This window comes from Ulvibacterium marinum (genome assembly GCF_003626755.1).
In the GTDB taxonomy this organism is placed as follows: domain Bacteria; phylum Bacteroidota; class Bacteroidia; order Flavobacteriales; family Flavobacteriaceae; genus Ulvibacterium; species Ulvibacterium marinum.
The window spans coordinates 1,244,296-1,268,078 of sequence record NZ_RBCJ01000001.1 but is presented as its reverse complement, the minus strand read 5'-3'; the positions used below and the strand labels follow the sequence as shown (position 1 = coordinate 1,268,078).

The window sequence follows — 23,783 nt, the reverse complement described above, 5'->3', positions numbered from 1 at the left end:
TCCCATTTTTGTAGGTCCCTATTAACCGAATAAATCCAAGTTGATCCGCCTACATGCCAAATGTATATAACCCAGCGAGCAAGTTAACCCCGACCCGTTGTTGAATTCTATGTATAAATACCTCCTGATAATTATCTTTGCCAAAACAATTCCTTTTTCTTTTTTGAGTCTTAATACCCTATACGCATTGTGTTAGATGAAGCAACTATTAATATTCATACTCATTTTGGTATTTATCTCATGCGGTAATATAGACAAAGGGTCGAAAAAACAGACTTCCTTGTTTGTATTAAAGGATACTACTATCGGAGTTTCCTTTGAAAATACATTGACCTACGATGAGGAATTTAACCCGTACTTGTATCGCAATTTTTACAATGGTGGAGGAGTAGCCATCGGGGATATCAATAATGACGGGTTGGAGGATATCTATTTTACCGGGAATATGGTGGATAATAAACTCTATTTAAATAAGGGCAACTGGCAATTTGAGGACATTACTGAAAACGCAGGTGTAGCCTGTCCTGGCGTTTGGTCCACCGGGGCTACTTTTGCGGATGTCAATGGTGATGGTCTTCTGGATCTGTATGTCTGCAAGTCTGGAAAGCCCGAAGGCGGTAATAGACACAACGAACTTTTCATAAATAATGGCCCTTCTACAGACCTGCCCGACGGTCAGGCGGGATCAGGGCAAATAACCTTTATCGAATCCTCCAAAAAATATGGATTGGATATTGAGGGGCTCTCGGTACATGCCGCTTTTTTTGATTACGATAAGGATGGGGATTTGGATGCCTATATCCTGAACAATTCGCTTCGTTCCGTGGGTGCATTTGACTTGATTAAAGACCAACGGACCATTCCAGATGAAAGTGGTAGCGGAAACAAATTTCTTAGAAACGACAATGGGGTTTTTACCGAAATTACTGAGGAAGTTGGAATTTATAGTAGTAAGATAGGGTTTGGCTTAGGAATTACCTTAGGTGATTTCAACCAGGACAACTGGACGGATATTTTTATATCCAATGACTTTTTTGAAAGAGACTATCTCTACATCAATGATACATTAGGAGGGTTCACAGAAGAATTGGAAAACTATTTTCAATCCATCTCTATGGGTTCCATGGGTGCCGACATGGCCGATTTGGACAACGACCTTTTGTCCGAACTCATTGTTACCGAAATGTTGCCCGAAAACCTTGAGCGGCAAAAAACCAAAACTCTTTTTGAATCCTGGGACAAATATACCATGGCTCGGGAACAAGGCTATTTTCATCAATTCCCTCGCAATACCCTTCAAAAAAACCTAGGAGGCAAACAGTTTTTGGAAACTGGTAGATTAGCGGGCATATCCGGTTCCGAATGGAGTTGGGGAGCCCTTTTATTTGACATGGACAACAATGGCCTAAGGGATGTTTTTATCAGTAACGGTATTTATAAGGATTTGCTAGATCGCGACTATTTGGCCTATCGGGCTAATGAGGAGACCGTAAAAAATAGAATTCAAAAAAATGAAAAAAATGTGATAACCTCCTTAATCGATGCCATGCCTTCCCAAGCTGTGCCAAATGCCGCCTATGCCAATCAGGGAAATCTAAAATTCCAAAAAACCAGCCATGAATGGGGCCTGGGCACTCCTAGTTTTAGCAATGGAAGTGCTTATGGCGATTTGGACAACGATGGCGACTTGGACTTAGTGGTAAACAATGTGAACATGCCTTCCTTTGTATATGAAAATACGACGGATACGCTCACGCTCCGAAGCATTACCTTAAAACTAATGGATTCCACCGGTCGCATTCCAGTAATTGGTACAAAAGCCACCATCAAATATGGGAACGATCAATACGCCCATGGTGAAAATTACGTGTCAAGAGGCTTTCAAAGCAGCGTTCCGTATGGCGTCCATTTTGGAGTTGGAAACAGGGAAAAAGTAGATTCCCTTTGGATCCAATGGCCCAATGGAAAAATTTCAACATATACGAACCTTGCCACCAATAAGATATACTCTTTTAAGCAGCCGGTACGTCTTGGAAAGTATCCGCCAACACATTCTTTTGATGCTATATCTCCAACAATACTAGAAGGAATTTCGCCGTTTTTCGATTTTACACATAAGGAAAACAATTACGTAGATTTCAACAATGAACGGTTACTCACCCAGATGAGCAGTAACGAGGGCCCGGCCTTTGCCAAGGCTGATATCAACAAAGACGGAAAACCTGATTTTTTTGTAGGAGGTGCCAAAAATCAAACGGGAAGGTTATTCATTTCCTCCCGAACCGGATATTACCAAATGGATACCCCTTTTAGAGAGGACTCCAATTCCGAGGATACGGATGCTTTATTTTTTGATGGTGATAATGATGGAGATTTAGATCTTTATGTCTGTCACGGAGGTAAGGCTTTTTCGCCCTATTCCGTTGCACTCAATGATGCCTACTATAAAAATAATGAGGGTGCCTTTGTCAAATCCAAAACTAGCCTTCAATTTCCAAAGACCTTAAGCTCGTCTACGGTGGCGGCTTCGGACTATGACCAGGATGGGGATATGGATCTTTTTGTTGGAGAACGCTATAAAACCAATCTCTATGGATTGCCAGGTACCGGTTATCTTCTCGAGAACAATGGGAAAGGGGAATTCACAACTTTAGAGGAAGAGGGTTTCATCAATTTAGGCATGATCACCAATGCCCAATGGAGCGACCTGAACAATGACGCTTGGGAGGACCTTGTAGTACTTGGCGAATGGATGCCCGTAAAGATTTTCTTGAATGAAAAGGGCAAATTAGTAGATAGGACCGAAGCATACGGAATGGGAGAGTCTTCTGGGCTCTGGACATCCTTGGAAGTGGCCGATATTGACCGTGACGGGGATATGGATATCATTGCCGGAAATATTGGACAAAATAGTTTTTTAAGACCAAATATGAAAATGTTTGTCCACGACTTTGATGGCAATGGATTTCAAGAACAGATTATATGTCAGTCTTCAAAAGGTAAGTATTATCCCATTGCGGATAAAGATGAGTTAATCTCACAAATACCGAATCTTAAGAAAAAACTACTGTATTATAAGGATTACGCCAAAGCAGATATCTCTTCCATATTCACGGAAGAACAATTAAAAAATGCTATTTCTTTTGATCTTAAAATGATTGAAAGTACTGTTTTCATTCATGAAAATGGAAAGTATTTCCCCACAAGACTCCCAAGTGAAATTCAATATGCCCCGGTATACACAATCACGTCTGCCGATATAAATGAAGACGGCCATATCGATCTTTTCTTTGGAGGCAATCAATATTTGGTCAAACCTCAGTTTGGAAGGTATGATGCTTCAACAGGATGGGCTATCTTTGGGCCTTATACCAACACTGACAACCCTCCCGAAGTGTTTCCGTTGAGAATCAAAGGACAGATTAGAAATCTAGAATGGATAGATACGGGCAATAAAAAAGTGTTGATCGCTTCGATAAATAATGGAAAAATCAGATTTTATGAGTTCAAAAATGATCGCTAAAGTATGTAGCACTTTCATTTTCATGGTACTTATGGGTTGCTCTGAAAGTAAGTATACAAGTATGGTAAAAAAGGAGCTTGCCAGTGGCGTAATCCACGATTCCCTTTTTCTTGGGCTTCGATTGGGGCAAACCCGGAAGGACTTTTTTGAAATCTGTTGGAATTTGAATCGAGAGAAAATGGTGACCCACAGCGAAATTTTCCCATTTGTTAAATATCCTTTGCCTAAAAAGACAACGTCAGATCCAGAAAAGGATATGACCATGCTCTTCTATGGCGATTTTGATGAAGGAAAGACCATCATGACCGGGATGAAACTTCAATTCTATTATGACGCTTGGGCAATATGGAACAAAGCTTTACAAGCCGATCAACTGCTTTTAGCTGTGAAGGATTCCCTGGAAAAATGGTATCCTGGAAATGATTTTATCAGAGTCCCATTAGAAAAGGATTCAACCGAATTATTTGTGAAGGTGGATGGCAACCGGAGAATTACCATTAAACCTTTGGATGATAACCGAATGGTAAAGGCTAAAATAGACGACCTTAGATATGTTTTGGATAAGGAATAAAAAAAACGTTTCAATAGAAAAATTTGGACAATTGGGCATAGCTCTGATGTTCTTTTGCATTATAACTTCTTGCACTTCGGAGACTCCAATTGAGAATCAAGCCGAGCCAAAAAAAGTCTTTCAATTACTTGATGAATCTGTTACAGGTATCGATTTTACCAACAAACTGGCCTATGACAATGAGTTCAACGTTTACAAATACCGTAATTATTACAACGGCGGTGGTGTCGCCATTGGGGATATTAACAATGATGGCCTTCCGGATATTTATTTTATCGCCAATCAAGAAAAGAACCGACTCTTTCTAAACAAAGGGAATTTTAAGTTCGAGGACATTACGGATCAATCTATGGTAGGAGGAACAAAACCTTGGTCCACGGGAGTTGCCATGGTAGACATAAATGCAGATGGTTATCTGGATATCTACGTATGTAATTCCGGTGATTTAAATGGGGAAAACAAACAAAACGAACTTTTCGTAAATCAGGGAGATACTACGTTCAAGGAAATGGCAGCGGAGTACAATTTGGACGACAAAGGGTTTTCCACGCATGCCTCATTTTTTGATTACGACAAGGATGGGGATCTAGATGCCTATATCCTGAATAACTCCTATAAGGCCATTGGAGGTTTTGATCTAAAGCTGAACCAGCGAAATAAAAGGGATGTTCTAGGAGGCGATAAATTAATGGAGAACATAGACGGTACGTTTGTAGATGTAAGTGAAAAGGCCGGTATCTACGGTAGTGTTATAGGTTTTGGTTTAGGGGTAACCGTCGGTGACGTAAATAATGACGGATGGGAGGACATTTACGTATCCAATGATTTTTTTGAGCGGGATTATCTCTACATCAATAATCAAGATGGCACCTTTTCCGAGCAGCTCGAAAATCAGATTACGGCTACAAGTGTAGCTTCCATGGGTGCGGATATGGCAGACATCAATAATGACGGTCACAACGATATTTTTGTCACCGAGATGCTTCCTTCAGACTATGAACGTCTTAAAACGGTGACTACTTTTGAGGATTGGAACAAATACCAGTTGAACCTCAAAAGCGGGTATTACCACCAGTTCACAAGAAACACCTTTCAATTGAACAATACCAACAATTCTTTTAGCGAAATTGGGCGGTTAAGTGGTGTGGAGGCCTCCGACTGGAGTTGGGGCGCCCTTATATTTGATATGGATCATGACGGTTTTAAGGATCTGTTCATAGCGAATGGGGTTTATAGAGACCTTACTGATCAGGACTACCTCCTATACCTTTCCAATGAGGAAATTTTGAAATCTATGATTAGTAATGATACTATCAATTATGCAAAGTTGATAGAGATCATTCCCTCCAACAAAGTGAAAAACCATGCCTATAAGAATTTAGGCAAACTTAATTTCGAGATTTACGAGCAATCCGGTCTATTACAAGAGAGCTTTTCAAATGGAGCCGCCTATGGGGATCTGGATAATGATGGGGATCTGGATCTGGTAGTGAACAATCTCAATATGGAGTCCTTTGTCTATCAAAATACCACAATGGATTCCGAACAAGCACATTATCTCAAATTTGACTTAAAAGGGGAAAATAAAAATACAAATGCCATCGGTTCCAAAATAGAAATCGAACCTTATTCCATTACCATAGAAAACCAGCCGGTACGTGGTTTTCAATCGAGCATGGATATTCGTCCCAATATTGGATTAAAGACCAATGACCCCGTTGCCGTTACCATAACCTGGCCTTCCGGCAAGATTACCAAGCTGGATGACGTTAATGTTAATCAAACTTTGACCCTTTATGAAAAGGAGGCCGAAACAATAGAAACAAAAAACACGGAAGCTGTTAAGAAGATATTTGAAAAAATGGATTGGGACAACAACTACAAGCATCTTGAAAATCGTTTCGTGGATTTTGACAGGGATCGTTTGCTCAACCATATGTGGAGCACGGAAGGGCCAAAGGTTTCCATGGCCGACATAAACAAAGATGGCAGAAAAGATTTGTTCATTGGCGGATCCAAGGGCAACCCTGCTACGTTGTTTTTAGGAACCCAGGATAAACCAGTCCAAAAAATAACCAACGATTTTGATAAGAACAGTGGGTCCGAAGACATGGGCAGTTTATTCTTCGATGCGGACAACGATGGGGATTTAGATCTCTATGTATGCAGTGGTGGTATTGAGTATTCCCAGTTTTCGGCTGATTTCTCAGACCGTCTTTATTTGAACGATGGAGCCGGAAATTTTACCCTGTCCAAACAACAACTTCCCGTTAAGGGATCATTCCATAGTACTTCTATAGTACGGGCTGCAGATGTGGACGGTGATGGAGATCAGGACCTCTTTGTTGGCGAACGAATAATTCCCCTTAAATACGGCGCACCTTGTTCGGGGTTTTTACTCCAAAATGATGGTCAGGGAAACTTTACAGATGTCACCGGTCAACAAGCCCCGGAACTGGAGGGATTAGGGATGATTACCGATGCCCTATTCCAAGATTTGGATGCCGATGGCGATCAAGATCTAATAGTAATCGGTGAATTTATGGGAATTGAACTATTGGTAAATGAAAAAGGGAGGTTTAGTAGAAAAGCCAATAACAAGCTTGCGGATTTAAAGGGGTGGTGGAACACCATTCACCCGGTAGATCTGGACAATGATGGAGATATGGATTTCATATTGGGCAACCACGGTCTTAATAGCCGGTTCGAGGCAAGTGCTGAAAATCCGATTACGCTATACTCCAAGGATTTTGATGGCAACGGCTTTACAGATCCCATTCTTACTTTCCGCAGGGACGATGGAAAAGATTACCCCTATGCACTTCGGCATAACTTAATAGAACAGATGAAAGTCCTCAACAAGAAATTTCCCAACTACCAATCCTTCAAAAATGCATCCATTACGGACATGTTCTCACCTCAAGAAATGGAGGGGGCATACCGTTTGGAGACAAACATTCTTTCTTCCATAGTATTAACAAATGAAGGGGATTTCAATTTCAAGGTTCAGGAACTCCCCATAGAGGCCCAGTTTTCGACAACCTATGCAATCACATCCCATGATTTTGACAAAGACGGAGATCAAGACATTGTTTTGGGCGGAAATTTATACAACGTAAAGCCTGAAGTGGGTCGGTATGATGCCTCTTATGGCGTTTATTTGGAAAACTTAGGAGCCATGAAATTTATAAGTCGGGAGAGTGGAAGCGGTTTTAACGTAAAGGGAGAAATCCGTGATATGGTGATAGATGAACAACAACTTATTGTAGCCAGAAATAGGGACTCTTTAGTTCTATTTAAATTTTAAGACATGAGATACGCTTTGAGTGTTTTCATAATAGCTTTCCTATTTTTAGTGAGTTGTTCGGAGACTAAGAAACAGGTTCCTACCGAAAAAGCGGCGATTTACTTCCACAGCGTTCCCTCTGACAGTAGTGGTGTCGATTTTTCAAATGATTTACACTATAAAAATGACCTTAACATTATAGAATATCTCTACTACTACAATGGAGGTGGAGTGGCCATAGGGGATATAAACAACGATGGTCTGGAGGACATCTATCTGTCCGCAAACCAAACTCCGGATAGGCTCTACCTAAATCTAGGAAATCTAAAGTTCAAGGATATAACCGAAGAAGCGGGAATAGCATTAGACTCGACTTGGTCCACCGGAGTGACTATGGAAGATATTAATAATGATGGATTTCTAGATATTTATGTTTCTAAAGTCGGGAATTATAAAAGTCTTAAAGCCCATAATTTGCTCTATATCAATAATGGCAATAATTCCTTTACGGAGTCCTCGTCTCAATATGGTCTGGATTTTTCGGGGTTTTCCACTCAAGCTTCTTTTTTTGATTACGATAACGATGGTGACATGGATATGTACCTGATGAACCATTCCATCCACACCCCCAGAAGTTATGGCAACATAAGCATTCGACAACAAAAGGATTCACTTGCCGGCGATCGATTCTTCGAAAATACCTTGAATGAAGGCAATGCAAATTTCATTGATGTTACCAATGAATCTGGTATCTACAGCAGTGCCTTAGGATATGGATTGGCCATTACTACCGCCGATATTAACAAAGACGGTTTTATTGACATTTATATAGGCAACGACTTTCATGAGGACGATTATCTTTATATCAACCAGGGAAATAGAACTTTTAAGGAATCAAGGGATGCATACCTAAACCACACCGCCCGATTTACAATGGGCGTGGATATAGCCGACATAAACAATGATCTACTTCCTGATATTTTCACCTTGGACATGATGCCTTTTGATCATGAAGTTTTCTTGAAATCCGGAGGGGAAGATTCCGATAAAGTAAGCCAAATCAAAAAGAATTTTGGTTTCGGTACCCAATATGCGAGAAATACACTTCAGCTAAACAGGGATAACCAATCTTTCTCAGACATAGCTTTGATGACAGAAACCTACGCCACAGATTGGAGTTGGTCCCCATTGATCCAGGATTTTGATAATGATGGCCTTCTGGACATTTATGTAACCAATGGCATTTATAAACGTCCCAATGACCTCAACTACATCAATTATCTGAGCAATGTGGATTTTGCAAAATATGACCAGACCAAGCAAAATGAAATTGAGAAAAAGTTGATTGACCAAATGCCTACCATTGATATCCCCAATGTACTTTTTCACAATAAAGGGACCTTGGAATTTGAGAGGCTTACCAATGCATCCGGACTTCAACCTTCGTATTCCAACGGGGCGGCATATAGTGATCTGGATAATGACGGTGATCTGGATATTGTCGTCAATAATATCAATCAAAAGGCCTTTGTACTTGAAAATCGAAGCTCGAATCAAGCCAATAATAATTTCATCTCATTTGAATTAAGGGGAGATGAAACATACAAAAACCCTACTGGTTCAAAACTGTACCTCTATGCCAATGGCAAGACATTCTATAGAGAACTTGCAGCCACCAAAGGATTCCAGTCCTCCTCTTCGCATAGAGTGCATTTTGGGCTGGGGCCTACAGAAAAAATTGATTCCGTTAAGATTCAGTGGTTGGACGGAATGGAACAAATAGAAATGGACCTGGTCATTAACCAACACCACGCCATAGAAAGAAATGCCACGAGAACTCCTTCGGAAAATGACAGCTCTAAGGATGAACCAAATAGCGAGGTTCCCACTTTTCCATATGTACATATTGAGAACAACTATCTGGATTATGAACGTGAGATATTGATCCCGGAAAAACTATCTTCTGAAGGGCCCTGCTTGCTCAAAGCGGATTTCAATGGCGATGGACGGGACGATATTTTTGTGGGATCTTCAAAATATCAATCTCCTTCGCTTTTTATACAGCAAAGGAATGGGACTTTCTTAAAGGATAAAAAAAGTGAATTTATCAAGGACATTGAATATGAAGATGTAGACGCCAGTGCTTTTGATTTGGATAATGATGGTGATTTAGATCTTTACGTGATGAGTGGAGGGAACGAAAAAGTAGAAGGCGATCCGTATCTGGAAGACCGTATCTACATTAACGATGGGAAAGGTACATTTAGCCGACTCAAAATCGATTTGATCAGGACCAATGGGGGCAGCGTATCTTCAGGGGATTTCAACGGGGATGGGTTTACGGACCTCTTTATCGGTAACCGTTCCATTCCTGGTGGATATGGCCTATCCCCTACTAGCTACATCTTGGAGAACAATGGCAAAGGTAGCTTTCGAGTGGTGGCACAGTCCAGTATGGGTATGATAACGGATAGTCAATGGGCCAACATCAATAATGACGAACTTTTGGACTTGGTGCTTGTTGGGGACTGGATGCCCATCACCATTCTTATAAACCAAGGGGATTCCAAGTTTGTGGATAAGACCAAAGCCTATGGCCTGGACAAGACCCACGGTATGTGGAATACAGTTTGGGTGACGGATCTGAATGGGGATGGCAAAAATGACATTTTAGGAGGTAATGCTGGCCTGAATATGAAATTCAAGGCCTCACAGGAGCGCCCTTTAAAATTGTATGTCGACGATTTTGACAAAAATACCCAACCAGATCCCATTATTTTTTATGATTTCTTTGGAGACTACGTTCCCTTTGCCTCCAAAGACCGATTGGCCCAGCAACTCCCCTCCCTAAAGAAGCGATTTTTAGGTTATGAGGAATTTTCAAAAATAAGTACCATTACGGATTTGACCGGATGGAAAGAAAAGGATATCCTAGAAACCAAAACCATATATGAGCTTGAATCCATGGCCTTTATCCAACAGGATAGTACATTCCAAGGGATATCCCTGCCTAAGGAGGCTCAAATGAGTAGCATTGAGGATTTTCTTGTAGATGCCGACCAAGGTGGAAACCAGAGAATAGTATTTGTGGGCAACTATCTGGACTATACCACGGAACTAGGTCAAAGCAGTTCAAATTCAGGAGGGATACTCACTTACGGGGAAGATGGTATATTCAACTTTACGGATTATTTACCCTTGCCTCCTACTATAAATGCCAGGGAGATACTAAAAATTGGTAAGGATACATTTTTAGTGGTCTCAAATGATGGCCCATCGTATACTTTTAATCTAACAGTGCCCTAGACCTATAAATTTTAAATATTTCAATTAAAAATAGGTATGCGTTTAATGGGAAAAGTGGTATCTTTTATTCATAGGAATTGTAAAAACCGATACCCTTGTTCCCTGTTAAAATATACATAGGATCCTCTCTCCCAAAAAGTGTTTTTGTAGGAGTATTTTTTTTTCTAATCATTTCATGTTCAGACGATGACCCTGTAGATGATAATGAAGCAGTCCTCACCTGTTTTGATGGTATCCTCAATGGGGATGAAATCACTGTGGATTGTGGAGGGGTCTGTCCTGGATTTTGCCCCCTTTCCTCCATAGGTATCCTGGGAGGGGAAGTTAAGGGAAGATCACAAAATGGGGAACTAGTTGATGTATTACAATTAGATCCCTCAATAGAGTATCGTCTTGTGGGTCCATTGCTTATTAGGGACAAAGGAGCCTTATCGATACCCGCTGGAACAGTAATTAAGGCCGATCCCAATGTAGGTGCCTACATTGCCGTGGCACAGGGCGGTCAATTATTCGTGTTTGGGCAACCGGAAAATCCAGCGGTCATCACCTCTGGAGCTGAAAACCCGATGCCCGGCGATTGGGGAGGTGTTATCATTTGTGGTCAAGCTCCCATAGATACCGGTGAAGTAGGTAGATCCGATATTATTGATATTTTCTATGGGGGTTCCGAGCTAGAGGATTCATCGGGATTCCTTAACTATCTACGAATTGAATATGCTGGAGCCATAACCGAAAATCAGCAAAACTTTGATGGTATTGCCTTTTATGGAGTGGGTGCATTTACAAATGTTACCAATGTGCAAACCTATGAAAGTCTGGGAAACGGAATCCGGTTCATTGGGGGTAATGCAGATGCAGAAAGACTTGTGGTTACCAATGCTGGGGCGAATGGTATAGCCGTGACTAACGATTGGAGCGGGAATGGAAATTCCTGGTACTTGTCCGGTGTTTCCGAGGCCGGAATCCGAATTAGCAGCAATGAGCTTGTAGAAAGTCCCAATCCCATCGTTACCGATACCATACGTAATATCAGTATGGTGGGGCCTAACTTTGAAGAAGGGTTGAATTATTCGGAGTTAGGGGGGAGTTATGTGCTCACCAATGTACATACAACAGGCATGCAATTAGGAATCAATGTTGAAGGACCGGCGGCTTCAAATCAGATAGACCTAGGTAATCTACAAATCGATTCCATCCAATTTGATAATCCGGCAACTGATTTTGTTCCGACCAATTACACAGGTACCAATCCCGGATTTTATCAGGAAAATATAGCTACAGGTGCTGGCAACGAAGCCCTAAAACCAGATTGGGCCAATGGTTGGACAAGAGGTTTGCAATAAATTTCAATCCACATAAATTGATTTTCGAATGGAAACCGGCCTGCTATCATAAGTAAGTCCTTCCAAATGGATTTCAAACTCCCCGGACACATCAGAGGTAAAAAAATCCAATTGGGTCTGTCCATCCCTCAAACTGAATTTTGGAATCCAAAGCAATTGTAAGCGATCATCTGGCAGACGGTATTTGGAATCCACGGGATTTATTCCGTCGTATTGTTGTACAAAGTATTTCTTATTCGGTTGAGGCTTCGTAATCCCTTCCATCGAAATTGCACCATTTTTTTGAAACTGTTCATAACCATCACCTACCTTAGTCCTTATAATCAGGGCACCCTGAAATACTTCGGGTCCAAAAACAAGTCTATGCCTTAATACGGTCATGGCTTCAATGGTACGGGCATCGAACTCCAGAAGAGCATTATTATCTTGTATTAGGCAGCCATCCATTAGGATTAACGGAGGTAAATCCGTAACTTGGGTGTAATCGAACCCTTTTATACGTATGGCTTCATTGTCCTTATCCACCCTTTTATGGGAAACATCCTTAATAATTTCCACAATGGTTTCACGTACCGTTTTAAAACGTACGTAATCATCCAGCAGATACACCTCTTTTTCTTTGTTATCCGAAAACTGTCTTAGTGGATTGGACAAGATAGAATCTGGTCGAAATTGAAAATAGGAATTTTCGATTTGATTATGGATGCTCCGTTGTAGGATCTTCTCTCGCATTGATGAATCTATCCTTATCCCCTCAAAAAACAATTTGGAATGGTCCAAAGGTTTCTGCTCCCCTAACTGAACCTCATATCCTTCCGCATTAACGGACAAAACCTGTACAACAGCCTTCTCCCCAGAATAGTAACCGTCTATATTTAGATGAAAATTTCCCAATTCGTCCGTCTCCACCACTTCAAAAAAGTAGTCCTCCCCTGGAATGCATAGCGCAACCTTTAAATTCTGCACCGATCTGTTCCCTTGAAGTGCAATGATCTTACCAGAAAAAAGTTCTCCGCGAAGTTCGGGGAGATAAACGGTATCGCCAATTGCGACCGAAGGCTTTATATTGGAAGCATCATTCTTTTCAAAAAAATCTAGCATTCCTAATTGTGCTGGTGCTGGAATTCCATCCTTTTTTCTAACCGAAATGGAATAGTTGCCTTCCAAGATTTCACTGTTATCCTTATCTTGAAAGAAAAGGGATACTTTTTCGCGTTTTTTAAATCTTGTCCTTTTTAAAGTTAGGTCCATAGGTCCACCTTCTTTGGAAATGGTCCCGGTTACAGTGGATTTTTTTTCGTCATCCTTTTTTTTTGGTTTTCCCAGGGAATCAATTTTAGAAAGAACTACTTTTTGTAACCGGCCTTGGTTGGCCAAATAGGGATTTATAATCGTGATATCGCTTTGGTAAAATTCGGATTGGTCCTGATTTCGCATCCAACTCGTATAGGCTACTAGTTTATAGCCTCCTGAAACGATATCGGTAGGCACAAAGAAATCGCCATGACTAACCCCATTTTCCAATAAAATTTTATGCTTAAAAACGGCTTTGCCTCCAGTATCGATTAATTCTACATAAGCAATTTTGCTTAGCTTGCTTAAATCCCCGCCTCCACGCTCCAAACAATATACCTTGTAGTAGAGATATTCACCCGTTAAGAACAGGGAAGAATTTGCATGGACAAAGATACCTTCTTGGGGTACGGCCTTATAACCATTTATCTGATCATTTGTCTTTAGGGCAACCTGGCCCAGCCCTATGGCAGGGGTAATGAACCCTATCAATACAAAACATAACAAACGTCTCATGGAACAAAAATTATTCTATCCAAAAATCCGGCACCTTATTGCTGCCTAAAGCGGTACAATCCCCACATGCACTTGGGGTCATTAAGTAACCGCCTTGACTTGGGTCAAATTTATATAGCACACTGTTACCCCGGTCCAATATTCCTTTGAGGTCCTCTCCAAAAGCTGGGGAACCGATACATTCTTGAATATAAGGAGGCAACTCCTCCCCCGGAAAAAAGTCTTCATAACTGAAGAATATCCGTTTTTCGTCTATTGCGGCAACTTCAAAAAACCCAGCAATATTCTCATCCTCATTATCCACCGAAAAGATATTCCCTGGTAGGAACCCTGGTTGATCCTCGGTAAAAACACTATTGGGAGATTGTGACAACCCCTTAAGGGCTTCATAATAGTCAAATGCTTCCGGGGTCTGCACATATTGCCTAACCAAAATACTATAGCGGTGCGACAAGATGTAATTGTTGCGATTAATAAACCTTACTGGGTAACGGCTTAATCTATCCTCGGAAAGGTTTAAGGTGTTGACTACCTCAATAGTCTTTTCCCTATCGGTACCATAACAGGTCCGTTCTTCCCGCTCACGTAAAATTACTTCAAACACAGGGCCCGTGGAGAGCTGAATAATGAATACTACATCATTGGGACCCCAAAGAGGTGCTATTATCTTAAAAGTTTCCTCATATTCGTATCTATAATAATTGGACTGCCGGGAGGGGTCAAAAGTATCCACAAAGATACCCATACCCTCTTCCCCCTGATCATTTGCGGTCCGTTCCGCATACAATTCGTCTATTGTAGTAGAGGCCGTTGGCAATTGTATGGTATCCGAGCGATAGGACCTACCATCCTCTGTGGTTATGGATAGACTGTAGGCCTTGCCCATTTCCGCGGAAAACGGGGGGTTGGATAAATAGATTCCGGGCTCCTCTTCATCAAATACAAATTGCCCTCCTTCTCCATCCTCAACGGTAACATTGGCATTTTCTTCGGCTTGGGGTCCATCTTCATCAAAACGAAAAGATCGGGTCAACCGTATTTCTTGTCTTTTATTTTCATTGGTGATTAGCGCATCGACCACCAAAACATCCTCAAAACCTTCAACTGTGCCCTCAAAAGGTTCGGTACAACCAAAGATCCATAACAACAGGGCCATACCGATGCATTGTACGGGAAATTGTTTTTTATGTATGGTCGTAGCGTACATATATGTATTGGTTCAAAATCTAAAATTATAGGTAATCGACGGTATCGGTATGGTAAAAATGGAGCTTTGTAGTGCCTCTATTTCCCCATCCTGCGAAACAAAAAAAACCGAATAGGGGTTGTTCCTTCCTAGAACGTTGTAAACGGAAATAGTCCAGAAACTATGGGCAAACTTTTTTATTTTATGGTTCCCCTCAATATTGAAACCAATATCCAAACGATAGAAATCCGGAATCCGGAATTGGTTCCGTTCACTATAAAGCACAAACTCGTTCCCGTTAAATTCATAGTTCCCGACAGGAAACGTAACCGGTCTTCCGGTTTGGTACACAAAATTACCGGAAAAACTGAATCGCCTGGTAAGCTTGTAATTTAATACGAGACTTAGGTCATGGGGCTTATCAAAATTCGATGGGAAAAATTCACCGTCGTTTACGCGTTCCTGGGGAAATTCACTATCCAGCTGAAAAAATGAACGGGAATAGGTGTACCCTAGCCAACCATTCAGTTTTCCCCGGTTCTTACGGATCAATAATTCCACCCCATATGCTTTCCCCTTTCCTTGTAATACTTCGGTCTCTATATTCTCATTGAGGAACAATTGGGCTCCTGTCTTGAAGTCTATGATATTGTTCTGCCTTTTGTAAAAACCTTCCAAACTAAGCTCATATTCTTTGATATTCTTGTAAATCCCCAATGAAAACTGGTTGGCCTGCTGAGGTTCTATATTACGGTCCGAAAGTTTCCAGGTATCCACGGGAGATACCGTGGTATTATTGGAAAGGGTATGTATAAATTGATAGGTGTTGTTGAAGCTTGCCTTAATGGATAGGCTATCATTTAAAAGATATCGCGCGGAGATACGGGCCTCCGGCCCACCATAGGTCTCAAAAATTTCATTGTTGTCAAAAGTTTCGGAGCCGGCTACATTGGCATCGGTCCTGGGTGCTCCTTCCCGATATATTCGTTGTGTGGAAGGGCCCAATGCGGCATAAAACGAATAACGCAGTCCTAAATCCAATTGCAATTTTTCATTGACCTTATAGTTATCGGATACAAAAAGGGCGGACTCCAACGCTCTTTCTTCGGGAACGGCCAACGGCTGTATGATATCATTGGAGCCTTTTGGGGCTATCTCCCCAGGAAGCACCGAATACAATTTTCCGGAAATTCCATAGTCAATGGTATGGGATTCTTTGAGTAGGTATTTCAATTGAAGCTTTAGCTCCGTCTCATCTATTTGAAACCCTTGCTCAAAGTTTCTATTTGTGCTGCCATCAAAATCGATATTGAATTTATATTGACTGTTATTTAACATCAAGGTCCCGGAACTTTTTTCGCTCAGTTTACGGTTCCACTGCAAGGAAAGCAAACGATTGCTATAGTCGAACAAGGAATCCGAAGTTATACTAAAGATGTCCCTAGTATAATATGCAGTTGCCCTTAACTCGTTGTTGTCATTGATTTTATGATTATACTTGGTTATAAAATCATAAAAGGAAGCCTGACTGTTATTCAGGTTCTCTTCGTCCAAGGAACGCAAAATCCAATCCGAATAAGCGCCACGTGCTCCTACCATAAGTCCGGCCTTTTCCTGGGCCAAGGGAATCTCCACAACGGCATTTGAAGTCACCGGACCCACCGAAACCTCACCTTTAAATTTGGTGTTACTGGCATCCTTGCTACTAATGTCAAAAACCGATGACAACCTACCTCCAAACTCGGCTGGAATACTTCCCTTGTAAATATTAAGATCATTTATGGCAAATGGGTTAAACGCCTGAAAAAAACCAAAGAAATGCGTAGGATTATAAATTACAGCATTATCTAGGAGGATAAGATTTTGATCGGTCTTACCTCCCCTTACATTAAATCCTGCGGAACCTTCTCCTGCGGTGGATACCCCGGGAAGGGTAGTAGCGATCTTAAGAACATCCCGTTCTCCTAGAACCAAGGGAATATTTTTTGAGGCTTCCGAACCGATACGTGTATTTCCCGTTGAAGTATCCTCAACATTCCTTGTGGCATCGGCGGCCACAACTACCTCGTCTAGTTGTTCAAAATTCTCCTCCAGGTTAAAGTCAAGCTTACCGTTATCATAAATAATCACATTTCTGCGGGAACTCTCAACGCCCATGGAACTGGTTTCCAATACATTCAATCCGGAGGGCAATTTGATTTCATAAAAACCGGTATTATCCGTTACCGCTCCGATATTCAACTTCCTCACAACGATAGCAAGGTTGGCAATGGGTTCCCCTGTACTGGTGTTGGTGACATAACCTGAAAGGGTAAGTTGATCCCGTCTATTCGTTTTACGCTCCCTACCTATGCGTATGGTTTCCAAGACCTTGTCCGGTCCATCATTTTGTTTTCCTAGGAGAATGGGGCCGGCTGAAACATTTTCTTGAAGTATTTCTTCCGTCTCTACCTGTTCGGGTTTGGTAAAGAACCCTTCTGGTAGATTTCCATAGATACTATTATTGCGAGTCAAAATAACCCGATCGTCCCAAGTAATAAAGAAATTAATCTGCGTGTTCTGAAAAAGATCGGTTAGAATGGTTTCAACAGATTCATTTTTATAGCTCTTGTCCAAAGCTGTAGTATCCAACCATTGTTCCGCATAATAGAATTGAAAATCTGTCTCCTGCTCTATTTCCGACAATAGTTCGGTAATTGATTTATTTTGGATTTCCAAGGATACTTTCCGCTCCTCCTCCTGACCCATTAAAAACGTGAAACAAAGCAATAACACTATGGTCGTTATGGATCTCATAGACTTCCCTTATCGCTTTGGTTGGAGATAAGAGCTGATAAGTCTAACAAAATGGATTTCATATATTCATCGGTATCCGATTTTCCTAAAGAAGCATAACGATTGCGTAGTGCCTTTACCTCTTTTCTATACTTTGGAAAAATCCCGTTAAGGTCGTTGGCCTTTTTAAAGACGTAAAAATCGGGACCCCGTCTTAAATAATAGGTGTAACCATCCTTGAACTCATAGTACAAAACTTCTTCATCGGTCCTCTTGAATCGCTTCTTTCGATGTTTTTTGAACAAGCCTAGAGAGTCCTTTTCAATTAGGATTTCGAAGAAACCGGAAATATTCCCTCTAGCTTCTTTTCCACTTAAATGTTTGAACTGATGTTGGCCTATCTGAAATTCCGCTACTTTTTCCTTATCCAATACCATGATGGGCAATCTGCTCGATTTTTCATTCTTAATGGACAACTGATCATTATATACATCATAGCGCAAATTTACCTCAAAATAGGGTTGACCATCATAGACTACCGAACCCAAAATAAAATAGGGTTCCCTAAAAAATTGATGTTCATCGTTAATGGCTCGAAACTCTTCGGTATAGGCTACGCCCTCAAATATTCCCGAATTGGTTTGCCCTATCATGTCATCGAACCAAGCGTATGTGGAAGGGTCTTCTTCGGATATTTGGCCAAAAATCAAACATGGCGACCATACACCAAAAAGTCCAAATAACAACTGAAGGAAATGAATAGGGTACGTAATTTTCAAACCAAGGTTTTCGGGGATTTAGTAATTTTTTATTTTTCAATTAAGATAGGGGTTTTTCACAATTATTCATAGGCCATAAACAAAACCTTTAGAATAAAATGGGCTATGGTTTCTGAAATAAGGTAAAAAGACAACCTTCTGCCGCCATGCTGTATCCTAAATTTAAACTGCACTGTAATTACGCGCTAAACTTTTACAGATTAATTCCTAGGAATTTGCTACAACGAGTCTAAAATAATATCTTAAACCCCGCAAAAATAAGTAGCATGTACTCCATCGGATATGATATTGGAAGTTCTTCGATAAAGGCCGCCCTGGTAGCCACTGCATCCGGGAAAAGTTTGGATGTAGTCAGCGAACCCAAGGTTGAGATGGGCATGATAGCCTTGGAAAATGGTTGGGCGGAACAACATCCGGACGATTGGTGGCAACATGTCTGCAATGCCACAAAAGCATTGCTCCAAAAACACGGCATAGACCCAAAGGATATTACCGGAATCGGTATTTCCTATCAAATGCATGGTCTTGTTGTTGTAGATGAAAATGGCATCCCACAAAGAAATTCCATTATTTGGTGTGACAGCAGGGCCGTAAACATAGGACAGAAAGCTTTCGATGAGCTGGGAAATGATAAATGCGCTTCCCAATTGTTAAATTCCCCGTCAAATTTTACGGCATCCAAACTTAAATGGGTGAAGGACCATGAGCCGGAAGTTTACCAAAAGATATACAAGTTTATGCTTCCAGGCGATTATGTAGCCTATAAATTGAGTGGTGAAATCTGCTCTACAATTTCGGGGCTATCAGAAGGTATATTTTGGGATTTTAAGAATAATGACCTAGCGGATTGGTTGTTGGAGCATTATGGGATTGACAAGAAAATGGTTCCCGATATTGCGGATACATTTTCCGTTCAAGGCAAGGTTTCAAAAGAAGGAGCCGCCATGTCCGGGTTGGCACAAGGCACTCCGATTCTATATCGTGCCGGAGACCAACCCAACAACGCACTTTCCCTAAACGTTTTTAATCCGGGCGAAGTTGCGGCAACTGGAGGAACCTCGGGAGTGGTTTATGCCATAACTGAAAATCTGTCTGTAAAAGAGAGTTCTAGGGTGAACAATTTTGCCCATGTGAATTATACAGTCTCAAATCCTAGAATAGGTAAATTGCTTTGTATCAATGGATCTGGGATACAGTACCGGTGGCTTATGAACAACCTAGATGTTTCGGACTATTCGGAAATGAACGATTTGGCCGCTTCTGTCCCTATTGGATCGGATGGGGTGCTGATACATCCTTTTGGAAACGGAGCGGAACGAATGTTGGACAACAAGACCTTGGGCACACAAATGTCCAACATAAATTTAAACAACCATTCCAAGGCCCATTTATGCAGAGCGGCTTTGGAAGGTATTGCATTTTCCTTCGTTTATGGAATGGAAATTATGGAATCCGATGGTATTCGCCCAACAGTAATTAGAGCTGGTAATGACAACCTCTTTCGATCGGATATTTTTTCAAAGACCATTGCTACCCTTATAGGACAGGAAATTGAAATCTATGATACCACCGGAGCCATTGGTGCCGCCAGGGCCTGTGAGCTCCATAAAGGCGATTTTAAAACCTTTGGAAAGAACATTATGGAGAATGACTATCTCATGAAGTTTGAGCCTTTAAGTAATCGGTCGGAATATAAATCTGCTTACAATACATGGAAACAACAACTAAAACTCTTAATCAATAATTCGTAAAACATGGCACTAATAGGAGACAAGGAATATTTTAAAGGAATTGGGGAAATTAAATTTGAGGGTAAGGATTCCGATAATCCATTGGCATTCAAATACTACAATCCCGAACAGGTCATTGCTGGAAAGACGATGCGGGAACATTTTAAATTTGCCATAGCCTATTGGCATACCTTCTGCGGACAGGGGGCAGATCCCTTTGGACCGGGAACACAGAACTTTCCCTGGGACCAGCCTTCCGATGCGGTTGACGCGGCCAAGGCAAAAGCGGATGCTGCCTTTGAGTTCATCACTAAAATGGGTTTTGATTATTTCTGTTTTCATGATTTTGACCTAATCCAGGAAGCCTCCACATTTGCGGAATCAGAAAAAAGATTGGCCACAATTGTAGATTATATAAAAGGCAAAAAGTCCGAATCTGGGGTTAAGTTGTTATGGGGAACGGCAAATTGCTTTTCTAACCCCAGATACATGAATGGTGCCTCTACCAATCCTGATTTTAATGTATTGGCCCGCGCAGGAGGGCAAATAAAATTGGCTTTGGATGCCACAATAGCGCTGGATGGTGAGAATTATGTTTTCTGGGGCGGTCGTGAAGGGTATATGTCGCTCTTGAATACTGATATGAAACGTGAGCTGGACCATATGGGTCGCTTTTTGGGCATGGCCCGTGACTATGCCAGAAAGCAGGGCTTTACCGGAACCTTCTTTATAGAACCTAAACCAATGGAGCCCATGAAACATCAATATGACTTTGATGCTGCCACTGTGGTCGGATTTTTACATCAGCATGGGCTACAGGACGATTTTAAACTGAACATTGAGGTGAACCATGCCACCTTGGCGAGCCATACCTTTCAGCACGAGCTGGAAATGGCCGCAGCCCATGGTATGTTGGGAAGTGTAGATGCAAACCGCGGTGATTATCAAAATGGATGGGACACCGATCAATTTCCAAATAACCTTACCGAAGTCACCGAGGCCATGTTGGTATTTTTGCAGGCCGGCGGGCTGCAAGGCGGAGGTGTTAACTTTGATGCCAAAATAAGAAGAAATTCTACAGATATGGAAGATGTATTCCATGCTCATATTGGTGGAGCGGATACCTTTGCACGCGCTTTGATTACGGCGGATAAAATCATTTCCTCTTCTCAATACACGACACTCCGAAAAGAACGTTATGGTTCGTATGACTCCGGAAAAGGGAAAGACTTTGAAAATGGCAAATTGGAATTCAAGGACCTATACGAAATCGCCAAAGAAAATGGAGAGCTTCAATTGCAAAGTGGTAAACAGGAATTATTCGAGAATATCATCAATCAGTACATTTAAGAATTTCCTTTTGTACCTAACAATAGATTGAATTCTACAAACATGTACACCCGAAGTTTTGTAAAACTTCGGGTGTCTTTGTTAAATCCATAATTAAAGGGCAAAGAATTTGAGAAATTCGATGGTTTTTTTAAGCAAAACAGTTACTTTGCTAGACCATTACGGAATTTTTAGTACTAATAACCAGCCAATACAACTATGACTTCGTCTTTCGAATTTTGGGATTACTTCATTTTTATAGCCTATGCTTTTTTAATCCTTGGGGTGGGCCTCTGGGTATCCAGGGATAAAAAAGGACATCAAAAAAATGCAGAAGATTACTTTTTGGCCAGCAAATCGTTACCCTGGTGGGCCATTGGTGCCTCATTGATCGCCGCCAATATTTCTGCAGAACAGTTTATTGGCATGTCCGGTTCCGGTTTTGCTGTGGGATTGGCCATTGCCTCCTACGAGTGGATGGCTGCCATAACCTTGCTGATCGTAGGGAAGTATTTCTTACCGATTTTCATAGAAAAGGGATTATATACCATTCCTGAATTTGTAGAAAAGCGATATTCTACCAACTTAAAGACCATCTTGGCCGTTTTTTGGATCGCGCTTTACGTTTTTGTTAATCTGGCTTCGGTATTGTATTTGGGGTCTTTGGCTTTAGAGACTATTATGGGAATTCCTATGGTCTATGGTGTGATCGGTCTTGCCCTATTTGCTGCTGCCTACTCCCTATATGGAGGTCTTTCCGCCGTCGCCTGGACCGATGTTATCCAGGTTATCTTCCTGGTATTGGGTGGGCTGGTGACCACTTATCTGGCATTAAATACGGTCTCTGATGGCAATGGCGTTTTGGCAGGACTTCAAACTGTTTATGAAGCTGTTCCTGAAAAATTTGTTATGATTTTGGACGAATCGAACCCAGAATATAAAAATCTTCCCGGCCTAGGTGTTTTGGTAGGCGGTCTATGGGTGGCCAATCTCTACTATTGGGGATTCAACCAATACATCATTCAGCGGACACTCGCCGCCAAATCCTTACGTGAATCCCAAAAGGGAATTATTTTGGCCGCTTTCTTGAAAATTGTTATACCAGTTATCGTTGTAGTACCAGGAATAGCTGCCTATGTAATGATAAATGATGCAGAAACCATGAATCGTCTAGGCGATGTGGCATTAAATAACGCGCCTTCATTGGAGCAAGCAGATAAAGCCTATCCATGGTTGTTACAATTCTTGCCCACGGGACTAAAAGGTGTGGCATTTGCCGCTTTGGCCGCCGCAGTGGTCTCTTCGTTGGCATCCATGTTAAATTCTACATCTACCATTTTCACCATGGATATCTATAGGCAATATATCAACAAAAATGCCACTGATAAGACCACTGTTAACGTTGGTAGGCTATCTGCAGCTGTTGCACTTGTTATTGCATGTATAATGGCACCCCTTCTGGGTGGTATCGATCAGGCTTTTCAGTTTATCCAAGAATACACGGGTTTGGTAAGCCCAGGAATATTGGCTGTTTTTATTCTGGGATTGTTTTGGAAAAAAACCACGAACAAGGCGGCCATTATCGGCGCGTTGGTCTCCATTCCGATTGCCTTGTATTTCAAGGTAGCCCAAAACGGATGGTCCTCCAGTCCTGTTTTTGTAGACGTTCCGTTCATGGATCAAATGGGATATACTGCCATACTTACCATGTTGGTGATTGTTGCGGTAAGTTTACTCCAAAACAAGGGAGAAGAAGACCCCAAGGGAATTTCGCTAACAAAGGGAATCTTTAATACAAGCTCAAAATTCAATATTGGAGCCTTTGCGGCGATGATTATTATAGCTGCAATCTATGCTTTCTTTTGGAGCTAAGTCATTAAGCAAGTATACCCTTGTTTTAATTTAATCCGGGGTATTGTTTTGCGCCCTTATCCATATAAGGTGCGATCCATGTTCGACAAAATAGAACCTTGTTCCCATAAAAATGGTTTACGTTCGTTTTGGCCTACTTGCCACGTTTTGATACGAATTGAAAATGATGTAATTTTGGGCACTAATCAGGTCTAAATCTTTCCCAATTGTTAATGCGGACATCTCGATAGGACAATCAAAAAACCAACCAGAGGTAATAACGACCTCGCACCAT

General features: G+C 41.4%; 12 protein-coding genes. 8 read left to right on the top strand and 4 right to left on the bottom strand.

Annotated elements, in window-relative coordinates; translation table 11 throughout:
- Positions 1 to 196 precede the first annotated feature (196 nt).
- From D7Z94_RS05405 to D7Z94_RS05385, 5 genes are all read left to right on the top strand, one after another.
- Complete coding sequence (locus D7Z94_RS05405) at positions 197 to 3,523, top strand: VCBS repeat-containing protein (protein WP_120710474.1); 3,327 nt, start codon at positions 197 to 199, stop codon at positions 3,521 to 3,523.
- Positions 3,501 to 4,094 (top strand): hypothetical protein, encoded by a 594-nt coding sequence (locus tag D7Z94_RS05400; RefSeq protein WP_147415830.1) that lies wholly within the window; start codon positions 3,501 to 3,503, stop codon positions 4,092 to 4,094. The genes D7Z94_RS05405 and D7Z94_RS05400 overlap by 23 nt, the downstream gene beginning before the upstream one ends.
- Positions 4,075 to 7,401, top strand: a complete 3,327-nt coding sequence (locus D7Z94_RS05395) for a VCBS repeat-containing protein (RefSeq protein WP_245967139.1) — start codon at positions 4,075 to 4,077, stop codon at positions 7,399 to 7,401. The genes D7Z94_RS05400 and D7Z94_RS05395 overlap by 20 nt, the downstream gene beginning before the upstream one ends.
- A 3-nt stretch (positions 7,402 to 7,404) precedes the next feature.
- A complete protein-coding gene (locus D7Z94_RS05390; protein ID WP_120710472.1) occupies positions 7,405 to 10,686 on the top strand; it encodes a VCBS repeat-containing protein in 3,282 nt (1,093 codons plus the stop codon).
- A gap of 95 nt (positions 10,687 to 10,781) precedes the next feature.
- Positions 10,782 to 12,029: a hypothetical protein gene (locus tag D7Z94_RS05385; RefSeq protein ID WP_120710471.1), complete on the top strand. Its 1,248-nt coding sequence runs from the start codon at positions 10,782 to 10,784 to the stop codon at positions 12,027 to 12,029.
- Between the two features lie 3 nt (positions 12,030 to 12,032).
- On the opposite strand, the gene D7Z94_RS05380 is transcribed toward D7Z94_RS05385, so the two are convergent.
- From D7Z94_RS05380 to D7Z94_RS05365, 4 genes are read right to left on the bottom strand one after another with little or no spacing between them, the layout of a single operon-like run.
- On the bottom strand, positions 12,033 to 13,838 hold the full coding sequence (locus tag D7Z94_RS05380; protein WP_120710470.1) for a hypothetical protein: 1,806 nt from the start codon (positions 13,836 to 13,838) through the stop codon (positions 12,033 to 12,035).
- A 10-nt stretch (positions 13,839 to 13,848) separates the two neighbouring features.
- Positions 13,849 to 15,045: a DUF4249 domain-containing protein gene (locus D7Z94_RS05375; protein WP_120710469.1), complete on the bottom strand. Its 1,197-nt coding sequence runs from the start codon at positions 15,043 to 15,045 to the stop codon at positions 13,849 to 13,851.
- Between the two features lie 12 nt (positions 15,046 to 15,057).
- On the bottom strand, positions 15,058 to 17,820 hold the full coding sequence (locus D7Z94_RS05370) for a TonB-dependent receptor (RefSeq protein WP_120710468.1): 2,763 nt from the start codon (positions 17,818 to 17,820) through the stop codon (positions 15,058 to 15,060).
- Positions 17,817 to 18,578, bottom strand: a complete 762-nt coding sequence (locus D7Z94_RS05365) for a hypothetical protein (RefSeq protein ID WP_147415829.1) — start codon at positions 18,576 to 18,578, stop codon at positions 17,817 to 17,819. The genes D7Z94_RS05370 and D7Z94_RS05365 overlap by 4 nt, the downstream gene beginning before the upstream one ends.
- Before the next feature lie 266 nt (positions 18,579 to 18,844).
- Between D7Z94_RS05365 and D7Z94_RS05360 the strand changes: the two genes are divergently transcribed.
- The 3 genes from D7Z94_RS05360 to D7Z94_RS05350 all read left to right on the top strand — a co-directional run bounded on the left by D7Z94_RS05360 (position 18,845) and on the right by D7Z94_RS05350 (position 23,509).
- Positions 18,845 to 20,329: a xylulokinase gene (locus tag D7Z94_RS05360; protein ID WP_120710466.1), complete on the top strand. Its 1,485-nt coding sequence runs from the start codon at positions 18,845 to 18,847 to the stop codon at positions 20,327 to 20,329.
- A 3-nt stretch (positions 20,330 to 20,332) separates the two neighbouring features.
- Positions 20,333 to 21,658 (top strand): xylose isomerase, encoded by a 1,326-nt coding sequence (gene xylA, locus D7Z94_RS05355; RefSeq protein WP_120710465.1) that lies wholly within the window; start codon positions 20,333 to 20,335, stop codon positions 21,656 to 21,658.
- 198 nt (positions 21,659 to 21,856) lie between these two features.
- Positions 21,857 to 23,509, top strand: coding sequence for a sodium/sugar symporter (locus tag D7Z94_RS05350; RefSeq protein WP_120710464.1), 1,653 nt, complete (start codon positions 21,857 to 21,859; stop codon positions 23,507 to 23,509).
- The last annotated feature ends 274 nt before the right edge of the window (positions 23,510 to 23,783 follow it).